The organism is Streptomyces doebereineriae, assembly GCF_031845645.1.
GTDB classification, from domain to species: Bacteria; Actinomycetota; Actinomycetes; order Streptomycetales; family Streptomycetaceae; genus Streptomyces; species Streptomyces canus.
Genome location: NZ_JAVREZ010000004.1, coordinates 636,937 through 650,553 on the forward strand (window position 1 = coordinate 636,937; position 13,617 = coordinate 650,553).

The 13,617-nt window shown below is 71.6% G+C and carries 8 protein-coding genes; 3 read left to right on the plus strand and 5 right to left on the minus strand.

All coding sequences use genetic code 11. The features are described from left to right. Nucleotides 1-103: 103 nt before the first annotated feature. Together RNB18_RS15860 and RNB18_RS15865 are read right to left on the minus strand one after the other, a co-directional pair. Complete coding sequence (locus tag RNB18_RS15860) at nt 104-3,601, minus strand: ATP-dependent helicase (RefSeq protein WP_311714701.1); 3,498 nt, start codon at nt 3,599-3,601, stop codon at nt 104-106. A gap of 266 nt (nt 3,602-3,867) precedes the next feature. Next, the gene (locus RNB18_RS15865) at nt 3,868-4,254 is read right to left on the minus strand and encodes an MGMT family protein (RefSeq protein WP_311714702.1); all 387 of its coding nucleotides are present in this window, start codon (nt 4,252-4,254) and stop codon (nt 3,868-3,870) included. 186 nt (nt 4,255-4,440) lie between these two features. Between RNB18_RS15865 and RNB18_RS15870 the strand changes: the two genes are divergently transcribed. The 3 genes from RNB18_RS15870 to RNB18_RS15880 all read left to right on the plus strand — a co-directional run bounded on the left by RNB18_RS15870 (nt 4,441) and on the right by RNB18_RS15880 (nt 10,466). After that, nucleotides 4,441-7,149, plus strand: a complete 2,709-nt coding sequence (locus tag RNB18_RS15870; RefSeq protein WP_311714703.1) for a lysylphosphatidylglycerol synthase domain-containing protein — start codon at nt 4,441-4,443, stop codon at nt 7,147-7,149. Nucleotides 7,150-7,230: 81 nt separating this feature from the next. Then, complete coding sequence (locus RNB18_RS15875) at nt 7,231-8,775, plus strand: alpha/beta hydrolase (RefSeq protein WP_311714704.1); 1,545 nt, start codon at nt 7,231-7,233, stop codon at nt 8,773-8,775. 143 nt (nt 8,776-8,918) lie between these two features. After that, entirely contained in the window at nt 8,919-10,466 is a 1,548-nt protein-coding gene (locus RNB18_RS15880) for an alpha/beta hydrolase (RefSeq protein WP_311714705.1), read from the plus strand. A 53-nt stretch (nt 10,467-10,519) separates the two neighbouring features. Here the strand turns inward: RNB18_RS15880 and moeZ are convergent, their stop codons facing one another. From moeZ to RNB18_RS15895, 3 genes are all read right to left on the minus strand, one after another. Beyond that, nucleotides 10,520-11,698: an adenylyltransferase/sulfurtransferase MoeZ gene (moeZ, locus tag RNB18_RS15885; RefSeq protein WP_057610084.1), complete on the minus strand. Its 1,179-nt coding sequence runs from the start codon at nt 11,696-11,698 to the stop codon at nt 10,520-10,522. 63 nt (nt 11,699-11,761) lie between these two features. Further along, entirely contained in the window at nt 11,762-12,508 is a 747-nt protein-coding gene (locus tag RNB18_RS15890; protein ID WP_311714706.1) for a spherulation-specific family 4 protein, read from the minus strand. Next, nucleotides 12,496-13,455, minus strand: coding sequence for an NAD-dependent epimerase/dehydratase family protein (locus RNB18_RS15895; RefSeq protein ID WP_311714707.1), 960 nt, complete (start codon nt 13,453-13,455; stop codon nt 12,496-12,498). Before RNB18_RS15895 ends, RNB18_RS15890 begins: the two co-directional genes overlap by 13 nt. Between the last annotated feature and the right edge of the window lie 162 nt (nt 13,456-13,617).

The window sequence follows — 13,617 nt, forward strand, 5'->3', positions numbered from 1 at the left end:
GGCTAGCGGCGCGCACTGACAACGGAGGACGAATCACCTCGGCGGGCCGGAAGAAGCGCAGGTCGGCACGCATGGTGCGACTGATCACACCGGTGTGCCCAACTCACTCCACGATCTGCCGTCCTTCCGGTTGAGCGCTGCACGAGGCCCGGAAGGCGCAATGGGAGCAGTGCTGCCCCGCGTTCGGTGTGAAGCGTTCGTCGAGGACCTTTCCCGCCGCCGTGGCGAGCAGATCTCCGACCCACTCCCCTTCCAGCGGCTCCTGCGCCTGCACCTTGGGGAGGGTCTCGCCGCCGTCCCGCTTGGGGGCGGCCTGGCGCAGCTGGACGAGTTCGGCGCCGCCCGGCTCCGGCCGTACCCCGTCGAAGGCCTCGTCGACGGCGCCCTCGCGGACGGCGAGCTGGTAGACGGCGAGCTGGGGGTGGCGTTCGACCTCGGCGGAACTCACCGGCTGCTTGCCCGTCTTGAAGTCGACGACATACGCGCGGCCCTCGCCGTCGGCCTCCACCCGGTCCATCTGACCGCGGATGCGCACCTCGACCTCGCCCGCCTCCAAGGTGACGTCGAAGTCATGCTCGCTGGCCACCGGCGTGCGGCCGGTGCGGTCCATTACGTGCCACTTCAGGAAGCGTTCGAGCGCCACGCGCGCGTTCTCCTTCTCCTGCGCCGACTTCCAGGGCGCGTCGAAGGCGAGCGCGTTCCACACCGAGTCGAGGCGCTCCATGAGGACGTCGAGGTCGGCGGGGGTGTGTCCGGAGGCGACCTCGTCGGCGAGGACGTGCACGACGTTGCCGAAGCCCTGGGCGACCGTCGCGGGCGCGTCGGCCTTCACCTCGCGGCCCAGGAACCATTGGAGGGCGCAGGTGTTGGCGAGCTGGTCGAGGGCGCTGCCGGAGAGCACGACGGGCTGGTCGCGGTCGCGCAGCGGCACCTTGGACTCGGTCGGCTCGAACATCCCCCACCAGCGGTAGGGATGGGCGGAGGGGACGAGCGGGCGGCCGTCCTCGTCGGCGAGGGCGGCGAGCCGGGCCAGCCGGCGGGCGGCGGCCTCCCTCAGGGTGTCGGAGACGCGTGGGTCGACGGTGGTGGCGCGGAGTTCGGCGACCAGGGCGGCGACGGACAGCGGGCGCCAGGGGCGGCCCGTCACGTCCCTGGGTTCGACGCCGAGTTCGGTCAGGAAACGGGAGGGCTGGTCGCCGTCGTCGGCCGGTGCCTTCACCGCCGTGACCACGAGTCGCTCACGCGCACGCGTGGCGGCCACGTAGAACAGGCGGCGCTCCTCGGCCAGCAGGGCGCCGGGGGTGAGCGGTTCGGCGAGTCCGTCGCGGCCGATGCGGTCGGCCTCCAGGAGGGAGCCGCGGCGGCGCAGGTCCGGCCACAGGCCCTCCTGGACGCCCGCGACGACGACCAGGCGCCACTCCAGCCCCTTGGAGCGGTGCGCGGTCATCAGGCGGACGGCGTCGGGGCGTACGGCACGCCGGGTGAGGGTGTCGGCGGCGATGTCCTCGGCGTCGATCTCCTCCAGGAAGTTCAGCGCGCCGCGGCCTCCGGTGCGCTCCTCCGCGCGCGCGGCGGTCGCGAACAGCACGCACACGGCGTCGAGATCACGGTCCGCGTTGCGTCCCGCGGCGCCGCCGCGCCGGGCGGCCCGCTCGAGGCGCCCGGGCCACGGTGTGCCCTCCCACAGGTCCCACAGCGCCTCCTCGGCGCTGCCGCCGCTCGCGAGGCGCTCGCGGGCCTTGCCGAGCAGCGCGCCGAGCCGCTGGGCTCCGCGCGCGTAAGCGGGGTCGTGCACGGCCAGGCGTTCGGGCTCGGCGAGCGCCCGCGCGAGCAGCACGTCGGAGGGCGGCGGCAGGGCGTTGCCCGCGGCCCGCTCCTCGTCCCGCAGGGCACGGCCGAGGCGGCGCAGGTCGGCGGCGTCCATACCGGCGAGGGGGGAGGCGAGGAGGGTGAGGGCGGTCTCGGTGTCGAGCCAAGAGGTGGCCGACGGCGGATCCGCGGAGGGGGGCTGTGGCTCGCCGTCCAAGTCCTGCTGCGGCTCGTCGGCCGAGTCCCGCTGCGGCTCGTCGTCGTCGGACACCGACCGCGGCTCATCGCCGGACACCGACTGCGTCTCGTCGGCCGAGTCCTGCCGCGCCTCCTCGTCGGACACCGACCGCGGCTCGTCGGAAGCGCCGCCCTCCTCAAGCCGTACGGCCCCCTCCGCCGCCTCCGCCGTGGCCACTGCCCGCAACGCCGTCAGCAGCGGCGCCACCGCCGGTTCGTGTCGCAGGGCCAGGTCGTCGCCGTCGATGTCAAGGGGGACTCCGGCCGCTGTGAGAGCGCGCCGGACCGTCGGAATGGTGCGGGATCCCGCGCGCACCAGAACCGCCATCTCGCCCCAGGGCACGTCGTCCTCCAGATGCGCCCGGCGCAGGATGTCCGCGATGTTGTCCAGTTCGGTGCCGGCTGTCGGGTACGTGTACACCTCCACGCGTCCCCCGTCCCGGACCGGGGCGAGCTCTCGGTGGGCGCGGACCTTCTCCGACGGCAGCCGGGTCAACGGCATGCGCTGGGTCACCAGGCGGGTCGCGGCCAGCAGGGCGGCTCCGGAGCGGCGGGAGGTGCGCAGGACCTCGACGGGGGCCGTCCGGCCGTCCGCGCGCGGGAAGGCGTACGGGAAGTCGAGGATGCCGTTCACGTCCGCGCCACGGAACGCGTAGATCGACTGGTCGGGGTCGCCGAAGGCGACGAGGGTGCGGCCACCCCCGGCGAGTGCCTGCAGCAGCCGTACCTGGGCCGGGTCGGTGTCCTGGTACTCGTCGACGAACACGGCGTCGTACTGGGCGGCGAGTCGTTCGGCGACCTCGGGGCGGCGGGCGAGGAGCACCGCGCGGTGGACGAGTTCGGCGTAGTCGAGGACGCCTTGGAGATCGAGGACGTCGAGGTACTCGGCGAGGAAGGCGGCCGCGGCCCGCCAGTCGGGGCGGCCACTGCGGCGGGCGAAGGCGTCGAGGGCGCCTGGCCCGAGGCCCAGTTCGCGGCTGCGGGCGAGGACCGCGCGGACTTCGTCGGCGAAGCCGCGGGTGGTCAGACAGGCGCGCAGTTCGTCCGGCCAGCGCACATGCGCGAGTCCGAGCCGCTCCAGGTCGGGCTGACCGGCCAGCAGTTCGCGTACGGCCACGTCCTGCTCGGGACCCGACAGCAGCCGCAGCGGCTCCACGAACAGGTCGCTGTCCTGGTGGGCGCGGACCAGGGCGTAGCAGAACGAGTGGAAGGTGGTCGCCTGCGGCGCGCGCGCCGCTCCTATGCGCAGCGCCATGCGGTCGCGCAGCTCGACGGCCGCCTTGCGGCTGAACGTCAGCACGAGCACGCGCGCGGGGTCCCCTCCGCGGGCGATTCGTGAGGCCACCGACTCGACGAGCGTGGTGGTCTTCCCGGTGCCCGGACCTGCAAGAACGAGCAAAGGGCCGCCTCCGTGCTCAACCACGGCGCGCTGTGCGGCGTCCAGACGAGGGGGATCCACCCGCGCCGGCGGGGTACGCACCAGTCGGTAAGCGCCACGGGTCCCCTGTCGCACCGGGGAGTGCGACAGACGCCTGGTGGAGGAAGAGGAGCTCACGTGGTTCGCCGGTCCTGGTGGGTGTGCTGTTGGGCGGCCCGCCGCGCGTGGAGGGCGGTGGACGGGGGGTGAGGGGGACGCGTGCAGGCGACGCTACGCCGACGCCGAGTGCGGAAGCAGGGCTTCCGCTTCATCCCGCGCGACCCATGCGGCCCACGCGACCCGTACGTCCCTCACCCCACGAACGTACGGCATGCCACGGACGTGCCCTGTTTCCCCCGTACGGGCCTCAGGGTGTCCCAGGGCCCGCGGGATGGCGGAAGCTGTCAGGTGTGACCCTCCGCACGATCGCCGCCGTCCCAGCGCGCTCGTCTCATGTCGAGGCGCGGCAGATGGTTCTCGGCGGCCCTGCTCGCCTCCTTCAGGGGCGTGCCCTCGGCGCGGTAGTGGCCGAGGGCCCGCAGTTCGTGCCCAGGAAGCAGGACGCCGTCCGAGCGGACGACACGCCACCAGGGGACGGCTCCGCCGTACAGGGCCATGACCCGGCCGACCTGACGGGGGCCGCCCTCCTCCAGCCACTCGGCGACGTCGCCGTACGTCATGACGCGCCCGGGCGGAATGCGTTCGGCGACGTCGAGGACCCGCTCGGCGTACTCCGGCAGCGTGTCCGCGTACTCCGGGTGGGCGTCCTGAGGACGGCTCTGCTCGCTCATCCGCCCCATCCTGCCCCACCCCACCGACAATGTGACGGGCTCGCGACCGTGCGTATCCCTCGCCCGGGGACAGCGCTTCGGGCAGACTGTGCGCCCCCGCATGTGCACCCTGACGCCCCCGTGTGTCGGTGGGGCATGCCACCATCGTGCGGGCGGTGACTGGTGATACGAGACCAAGAAGAGACGATGAAGCCACAGGGTGTGCACCCGGAGGACGCCGAGAGCACCTCTGACGCTTCGTCGCGCCCCGACACCGCCGACGCGGACAGCAAGGACACCGACGACTGCGTCGAGGAGGTGCACGTCGACGAGGTCGAGAGCGACGAACCGTTGCTTCCCGCGCGCGTGCACCGGCCCTCCGACCTCATGCGACTGCTGGTCGGCGTGCTGGCCGTCGTCGTCCTGCTCGCGATCGCCGCGTTCGCGCACGGCACCACCTCCGGCCTCGAACAGGACATCAACAAGGGCACCGGGCAGGCGCCCGACCTGCTCATCAAGATCGCCGGTCTCGCCTCCAGCATCGCGATCCTCCTCGTCCCGGTCGCGTTCGCGATCGAGCGGCTGATCAAGCGCGACGGACTGCGGATCGCCGACGGCGTACTCGCCGCGGTCCTCGCCCACGGTGTGACTCTCGCCACCGACCTGTGGGTCGCCAAGGCCGCCCCGGGCTCGATCCAGGAGGCGCTCACCCAGCCCTCCCCCGGCGACATCCACGCCCTCACCGACCCGGTGCACGGCTATCTCGCGCCTGTCATCGCCTATATGACGGCCGTCGGCATGTCCCGCAGGCCGCGCTGGCGGTCGGTGCTGTGGATCGTGCTGATGCTCGACGCGTTCTCGATGCTCGTCACCGGCTACACCACACCGTTCTCGATCATCCTGACGGTGCTGATCGGCTGGACGGTCGCCTACGGGACGCTGTACGCGGTCGGCTCGCCCAATGTCCGGCCCACCGGGCGGACGCTGATCGCGGGCCTCAGGACCGTCGGCTTCCACCCGGTCAGCGCGGCCCGCGAGGAGGCCTCGGAGACCGCGGAGAACAGCGACCGCGGCCGGCGCTACTTCGTCACCCTGGAGGACGGCCCCCCACTGGATGTGACGGTGGTCGACCGGGAGCAGCAGGCGCAGGGCTTCTTCTACCGCGTGTGGCGCAATCTCACGCTGCGCGGCTTCGCCACCCGCAGCAGCCTCCAGTCGCTCAGGCAGGCGCTGGAGCAGGAGGCGCTGCTCGCCTACGCGGCCATCGCGGCCGGCGCCAACGCGCCCAAGCTGATCGCCACCTCCGAGCTCGGCCCCGACGCCGTGATGCTGGTCTACGAGCACACCGGAGGGCGCACGCTCGAGTCACTGGCCGAGGAGGAGATCACCGACGAACTGCTGCGCAACACCTGGCGTCAGGTGCAGGCGCTGCAGTCGCGGCGTATCGCGCACCGCAGGCTCGCGGGTGACGCGATTTTGGTGGATCGGTCCGGTGCGGTGATCCTCACCGATCTCCGGGGCGGCGAGATCGCGGCCAGCACCCTGCTGCTGCGCATGGACGTCGCCCAGTTGGTGACGACCCTGGGGCTGCTGGCCGGCGCGGAGCGCGCGGTGGCCTCGGCGGTCACCATCCTCGGCCCCGACGCCGTGGCGGACTGTCTGCCGATGCTGCAGCCCATCGCGCTGACGCGCTCCACGCGCGCGACGCTGCGCAGACTGGCCCGGGAGCGGGCCCAGCGCGAGCGTGAGGCGGTCCTGGACGCGTCCCAGCAGGCCAAGCAGGCCCGTCTGGAGGAGGCGCCGGAGAACGCCAGACCCGTACTCGAGAAGCCCGACAAGAAGACCGTCAAGGCGGAGGCGCGGGCCGAGAAGCGGGCCATCGACGAGGCCATCGAAGAGGCGCGCGAGGAGGACCTGCTGACGCAGATCCGCCACCAGGTGCTGCTGATCAGGCCACAGGCACCGGTCGAACCGGCCCGCCTGGAGCGGGTGAAGCCGCGCACGCTGATCAGCTTCATCGCGGGTGCCATCGGCGCGTACTTCCTGCTGACGCAGCTCACCCACATCGAGTTCGGGCCGCTCGTCGCCAACGCCGAGTGGGGCTGGGTCGCGGCTGCCGTGCTGTTCTCGGCGTGCAGTTACTTCGCCGCGGCCATGGCGCTGCTGGGCTTCGTGCCCGAGCGGGTGGGGTTCCTGCGGACGGTCGCGGCCCAGGTCGCCGGTTCGTTCGTGAAGATCGTCGCGCCGGCCGCGGTCGGCGGTGTGGCACTCAACACGCGCTTCCTGCAACGCCAGGGGGTGCGGCCGGGGCTCGCGGTGGCCAGTGTCGGCGCCTCGCAGTTGTTCGGGCTCGGCTGCCACATCGTGATGCTGCTGTCCTTCGGCTATCTGACCGGTACCGAGAAGACGCCGTCGCTGTCGCCGTCCCGGACGGTCATCGCGGGTCTGCTGACGGTGGCGGTGCTCGTGCTCGTGGTCACCTCGGTGCCGTTCCTCAGGAAATTCGTCGTCACGCGCGTGAGGTCGCTGTTCGCAGGTGTCGTGCCGCGCATGCTGGACGTGCTCCAGCGGCCGCAGAAGCTGGTCACCGGCATCGGCGGCATGCTGCTGCTGACGGCCTGCTTCGTGATGTGCCTGGACGCCTCGATCCGCGCCTTCGGCCAAGAGGGGACCTCGCTCAGCATCGCCAGCGTCGCCGTCGTCTTCCTCGCCGGCAACGCGCTCGGGTCGGCGGCCCCGACACCGGGCGGTGTGGGCGCCGTGGAAGCCACTTTGACGGTCGGTCTGATCGCCGTGGGGCTCCCCAAGGAGGTCGCCGCCCCGGCCGTCCTGCTGTTCCGTCTGCTGACGCTGTGGCTGCCGGTGCTGCCGGGCTGGCTGGCCTTCAACCAGCTGTCCCGGAAGGGCGCGCTGTAGTCCGTACCGCCGAGCCGCGGCAGGTACCTCTTACGGCACGCGCCCCGAGCGTCCCCGCGCGCGCGACCGCAGGATGGGATCATGCCCAACCCCCCTCGACTGCGCGCCGCCGCCCTGACCACCACCGCCCTTGTGCTGACCTCCGTGCTGGCAGGCTGCGGCGACGACTCCCAGGACGAGGACCTGTCGGCCCAGAAGCTGAGCTGGAAGGACTGTCCGGCACCCTCCCCGGCCGAGGGCGGCGGTGACGCCCCTTCACCGCTGCCGGGCGACGAGGAGTGGCAGTGCACCACCCTCAAGGTCCCTCTCGACTGGGCGAAGCCCAAGGGCGACAGGATCGGCCTCGCGCTGATCCGGGCGAAGGCCAGTGGCGCCGAGGACAAGCGCATCGGCTCGCTCGTCTTCAACTTCGGCGGGCCCGGTGTCTCGGGCGTCACCACGCTGCCCGCCTTCGGCACGGACTACGCGAAACTGCGCACCCGCTACGACCTGGTGAGCTTCGACCCCCGCGGGGTCGGCCGCAGTGCCCCGGTGGAGTGCCTGAACGCCCCCCAGCTCGACGTGTACTTCGAGCAGGACTGGACCCCTGACGACTCGGCCGAGCGCGCCTCGCTGCTGGACGACACCAAGGAGTTCAACGCGGCCTGCGAGGAGAATTCCAGGAAGACGCTGCCGCATGTGCGCACGACCGACTCCGCCCGCGACATGGACCTGATGCGCCAGGTCCTCGGCGACGACAAGCTGCACTACTTCGGCATCTCGTACGGCACCGAACTCGGCGGCGTCTACGCCCACCTGTTCCCGAAGCACGTCGGGCGCGCGGTCTTCGACGCGGTCGTCGACCCGACGCAGAGCAGCGAACAGGGCTCACTCGGTCAGGCCGAGGGATTCCAGCTCGCGCTCGACAACTTCGCCGAGGACTGCACCTCGCAGCCCACGGACTGCCCCGTCGGCGACACCGCGCAGGATGTCAGGAACCGCATCGCCGAACTGCTGGCCGACCTCGACAGCAGGCCGATCCCCGGCATCGGGCAGCGGGTGCTGACCCAGACCGCCGCGACCAACGGCATCATGCAGGCGCTGTACTCCAAGGACCTCTGGGAGTACCTCACCGAGGGCCTGGAGCAGGCGTACGCCGGCGACGGCAGGCTCCTGATGCTGCTCTCCGACACGTTGAACGGGCGCAGCGAGAACGGCGAGTACAGCAATATCGCCGCGGCCATCACCTCCATCAACTGCGCCGACGACAGGCCCCGATACACCACCACCGAGGTCGAGCGGAAGCTGCCCGAGTTCCGCGCCGCGTCCCCTCTGTTCGGCGACGTCATGGCCTGGTCGATGGTCAGCTGCACCGACTGGGCCGTGGCGGGCGCCGCCGACCATCCCGACGTGAGCGCCACCGGCTCGGCACCGATCCTGGTCGTGGGCAACACCGGGGACCCGGCGACCCCGTACGAGGGCGCGCGCAAGATGGCGCAGGCACTCGGAGCGGGCGTCGGGGTCGAGCTGACGTACAAGGGGCAGGGGCACGGGGCGTACGACAGCAAGAACAAGTGCGTGCAGGACGCCGTCAACGGCTATCTCCTGCGCGGAAAGGTGCCGGCGGCCGGGACCGTCTGCTCGTAGCGCGACCGCAGCCACCCCGAACCTCCTGCGAAACCGCTGGTCAGAAGGTTATCCACAGGCCCCGACGGGTGTCAGGTGATCGGCCTACCATGGCCAGACCGACGTTCGTGGCTCGGCGCGGACGGTTGGGGAGGGGGACTGGAATGGGGCGTTTCGTACGGTGGGCGGCTGTGACCGCCGCGGCCGCGCTGCTGGCGGCGGGCTGCAGCGGCGGCTCGTCCGGTGGCGGGGAAGGGGACGAGCGGTCGGGCAGCGCGAGGCCCACCACCACAGGCGCGAAGGCGCTGCCCGACGCGCTGACCTCGCAGAAGCTCGGCTGGGAGCGCTGCGAGGCCACCGCGGACTCCTCCCCGCCCGGCAGGGACTGGCAATGCGCGACGTTGAAGGTGCCGCTCGACTGGTCGAAGCCGGACGGCGCGACGATCGGCCTCGCGCTGATCCGCTCCAAGGCCCGCGGCGGCGACCGCATCGGCTCGCTCCTGTTCAACTTCGGCGGCCCCGGCGCGTCGGGCGTCGCCGGAATGCCCGGTTACGCCGCCACCGTCTCCCTGCTGCGCGAGCGGTACGACCTGGTGAGCTGGGACCCGCGCGGGGTCGGCGCCAGCGAAGGCGTCCGTTGCCGTAGTGACAAGGAGACCCAGGCCGCGGAGGCGGTGGACGCCACCCCGGACACCCCGGCCGAGGAACGGGCGTATCTCAGGGACGCCACCGACTTCGCCCAGGGCTGCGAGAAGGGCGCGGGCAGACTGCTGGCGCACGTCTCGACCACCGACACCGCGCGGGACATGGACCTGATGCGCCAGGTCCTCGGCGACACCGAGCTGCACTACTTCGGCATCTCCTACGGCACCCAACTCGGCGGCGTCTACGCCCACCTGTTCCCCGAGAATGTCGGGCGGCTGGTGCTCGACGCGGTCGTCGATCCGACCGCCGACCTGGTGGACCACCGCAAGAACCAGGCCCGGGGCTTCCAGCGCGCCCTCGACAACTACCTCGAATCCACCGGCCAGGACCCGGAAAAGGGCACCCGGAAGATCGCGGACCTGCTGGAGCGGATCGACGCGGACCCGCTGGACACGTATTCCGGGCGGAAGCTGACCCAGGTGCTGGCCTTCACCGGCATCGTCCTGCCGTTGTACCGCCAGGACAGCTGGCCCTCGCTGACCAGCGCTCTCGACACGGCCGAGCAGGGGGACGGCTCCGAACTGCTGGCGCTCGCCGACGGCTACAACGAACGGGATGCCTCGGGCCGCTACGGCCTGCTGACGCAGTCACAACGAGTCATATCGTGCTTGGACGACAAGCAGCGGCCCACGCTCGCGGAGACGAAGCAGCTGCTGCCCGAGTTCGAGAGGATCTCGCCGGTGTTCGGCCCCTTCCTCGGCTGGGACGCGGCCGGCTGGTGCCACGACTGGCCGGTGCCCGGGCAGTACGCGACCCCGGAGGTCAGCGCGCCCGGTGCGGCGCCGGTGCTGGTGATCGGCAACACGGGCGACCCGGCGACCCCGTACGAGGGGGCACGCAGGATGGCGGACGAGTTGGGCAAGGGCGTCGGCGTGGAGCTCACCTGGAAAGGCGAGGGACACGGGGCGTACGGGAACGGGAGCGACTGTGTGAACTCCACGGTGAACGCGTACCTGCTGGAGGGCACGGTGCCGAAGAACGGCAAGGTCTGCGGCCGGCGCCAGTAGCGGAAAGGGGCCCGGCACACCTGGTGCCGAGCCCCTCCCGGGAAGACGTGGGCCTAGTAGACCGGCTTGTCCGGCTCGATCTGGTTGACCCAGCCGATCACACCGCCGCCGACGTGCACGGCGTCGGAGAAGCCCGCGGACTTCAGGACCGCGAGGACTTCCGCACTGCGGACACCCGTCTTGCAGTGCAGGACGATCTTCTTGTCCTGCGGGAGGCCCTCCAGGGCGGTGCCCATGAGGAACTCGTTCTTCGGGATCAGCTTCGCGCCCGGGATCGAGACGATCTCGTACTCGTTGATCTCACGGACGTCGATGATCTCGATGTTCTCGCCGTCGTCGATCCACTCCTTGAGCTGCTTCGGAGTGATCGTCGAGCCGGCGGCCGCCTCCTGGGCCTCCTCGGAGACGACGCCGCAGAAGGCCTCGTAGTCGATGAGCTCGGTGACGGTCGGGTTCTCGCCGCAGACCGCGCAGTCCGGGTCCTTGCGGACCTTGACCTGGCGGTACTGCATCTCGAGGGCGTCGTAGATCATCAGGCGGCCGACGAGCGGCTCGCCGACGCCCGTGAGGACCTTGATCGCCTCGGTGACCTGGATGGAGCCGATGGACGCGCACAGCACGCCCAGGACGCCGCCCTCGGCGCAGGAGGGGACCATGCCGGGGGGCGGGGGCTCCGGGTAGAGGCAGCGGTAGCAGGGGCCGTGCTCGGACCAGAAGACGGAGGCCTGGCCGTCGAAGCGGTAGATCGAGCCCCAGACGTACGGCTTGTTCAGCAGCACGCACGCGTCGTTGACCAGGTAGCGGGTCGCGAAGTTGTCGGTTCCGTCGACGATCAGGTCGTACTGGCTGAAGATCTCCATCACGTTCTCGGCCTCGAGCCGCTCTTCGTGAAGGATCACGTTCACGTAGGGGTTGATGCCGAGGACCGAGTCGCGCGCGGACTCGGCCTTGGAGCGGCCGATGTCGGCCTGGCTGTGGATGATCTGGCGCTGCAGGTTCGACTCGTCGACCTCGTCGAACTCCACGATGCCGAGCGTGCCGACGCCCGCCGCGGCCAGGTACATCAGCGCCGGCGAGCCCAGGCCGCCGGCGCCCACACAGAGCACCTTGGCGTTCTTCAGCCGCTTCTGCCCGTCCATCCCGACGTCGGGGATGATCAGGTGGCGGGAGTACCTGCGGACCTCGTCTACGGTGAGCTCGGAGGCGGGCTCGACCAGGGGTGGCAGCGACACGGGGACTCCGTTGGTCGGTCAATCACTACAGTTGTTCTCCCCGTAACACTGCCATGGGCTTCTTCATTCCGAGACACCCGTTCCGATCCGCGAGACGATTTCGTCCCAGTAGCCGGGCATGGTCTCCCAGGGGTCGACGCGGCAGCCGCGGTCCGTGCGGTCGGTGAACCAGATCGTCGAGGCACCCTGCCAGCGCGCGATCCGCAGGGCCTCCTCGAGGTGCGGGCCTGGCAATCCGTGGACCAGGTGGCAGAAGCGGTCGGGCGGGTAGTCGGCGGTCCACTCGGCCACCTGCGACCAGCGGTAGTCGCTCCAGGGGCCGGAGAAGGTGACCAACTGGTCGGCGGTCTCGGCGTAGCCGGGGTGGGGATGGGTGCCGTGGCCGAGGACGATGTGGGCATCGTCACGGATCGAGCGGAGCGCGGTGACGGTGCGGCGGACCTCGGGGAGCGCGGCGTGTTCGGCCGGGCAGTGGTCCAGGAGGAAGCCGTCGACCTGGTACCAGTCGACGTAGCGGTGTGCCTCGGGGACCAGCTCGCCGCAGGTGCGGACCCCGGAGGTGTCGAGGTGACCGAGGACGCGGACGCCCGCGTTGCGCAGCCGGCCGGCCGCTTCGAGGCAGTGTGGGTCGGGGCGGGCCCCGGGTCCGTCGGCGACGTTGAGGACGGCCCAGTGCAGTGGGGTGCCGGGACGGGTGAGTTCGGCCCATTCGGCGGGGGCGACCAAGGGATGGGCGAAGCCGGGGGCACCGAGGCCGACGCGCAGGTCAGTGCTCGGCGTGTTTGTCTTCGTGCTGGTCAGATGCGGCATGCCGCCTCCATCCAGATGTCGGCGAGGGACTCTTCGAGGTTGATCCGGGGGCGCCAGCCGAGCCGATCGCGTGCGGTGCGCACGTCGGCCTGCTGCCAGCTGCCGCAGCCGTCGGGGTACGGGTACGCGACGGGTCCCGCGTGGTCCGATTCGGAGCGGGGATGCCCGATGGTTGCCCTCAGCTGGCCGGGAGGACCGTCGAGCTCATGGAGGGCGCCGCCGTATCCGGCGACCCGGGCCAGGACGGCCGCGGCGTCGCGGAGGCGGACGGCACGGCCCGAGCCGATGTTGATGACGCCCTGTGCGGCGGAGAGCGAGGCCGCGTGGACGGCGCGGGCCACATCGCGGACGTCGACGAAATCGCGCTGGGCGCCGAGGCCGGCGAGTTTCAGTTCGCCGTCGCCGGACTGCATGGCACGGCGCATGGCCTCGGCGAGACGGCCGAGCGGGGAGCCCGCGGGCGTGCCGGGGCCTGCCGGTGAGAAGACCCGCAGGACGACGGCGTCCAGGCCGGATCCGAGGACCAGTTCGGTGGCGGCGAGTTTGCTGACGCCGTACGGACCGCCGGGGCGGGGGACGGCGTCCTCGGCCGTGGAGGAGCCGGGCTGGCTGGGGCCGTACTCCGCGCCGCAGCCGATCTGCACCAGACGGGCAGCGCAGCGGCTGCGCCGCAGGGCCTCGCAGACGGTGGCGACCGCGACCGTGTTGTGGCGGGTGAGTTCGCGGGCGCCGCCGCGCGTGGCGCCGGCGCAGTTGACGACGACGCCCGGGTGGACCGCGTCGAGGAAGCGGGTGAGGGCGCCGGGGCTGCCGGACGCGAGGTCGAAGCGGACATCGGCGTCGTCACCGCGGCCGAGCGCGGTGAGCTGGACGGCGGGGTCGGCGAGCAGGCGGTCGGCGACGAAGCGGCCGAGGTATCCGTTGGCTCCGATCAGCAGGACTCTCATCGGGCTGCTCCCGGGGCCTTGGGGGCAGGTCGGGAGGTGGTCATTGCGGGTTCTCCTTCGGGAGGGGCTTGCGAGTTGCCTCAGGCGGTTGGGCCGGGGTGCCTGCGGCGGCCTGTGCGGGGTTCAGCGGGGCGGTTTCGCCCAGGGCGGGCGGGGTGGTCG

Bases quoted from the DNA above. Each gene is read 5' to 3' on its own strand.
- RNB18_RS15865 (WP_311714702.1), bottom strand. From the start codon at position 4,254: ATGAGCGAGCAGAGCCGTCCTCAGGACGCCCACCCGGAGTACGCGGAC.
- RNB18_RS15870 (WP_311714703.1), top strand. From the start codon at position 4,441: ATGAAGCCACAGGGTGTGCACCCGGAGGACGCCGAGAGCACCTCTGAC.
- RNB18_RS15875 (WP_311714704.1), top strand. From the start codon at position 7,231: ATGCCCAACCCCCCTCGACTGCGCGCCGCCGCCCTGACCACCACCGCC.
- RNB18_RS15880 (WP_311714705.1), top strand. From the start codon at position 8,919: ATGGGGCGTTTCGTACGGTGGGCGGCTGTGACCGCCGCGGCCGCGCTG.
- RNB18_RS15890 (WP_311714706.1), bottom strand. From the start codon at position 12,508: ATGCCGCATCTGACCAGCACGAAGACAAACACGCCGAGCACTGACCTG.
- RNB18_RS15895 (WP_311714707.1), bottom strand. From the start codon at position 13,455: ATGAGAGTCCTGCTGATCGGAGCCAACGGATACCTCGGCCGCTTCGTC.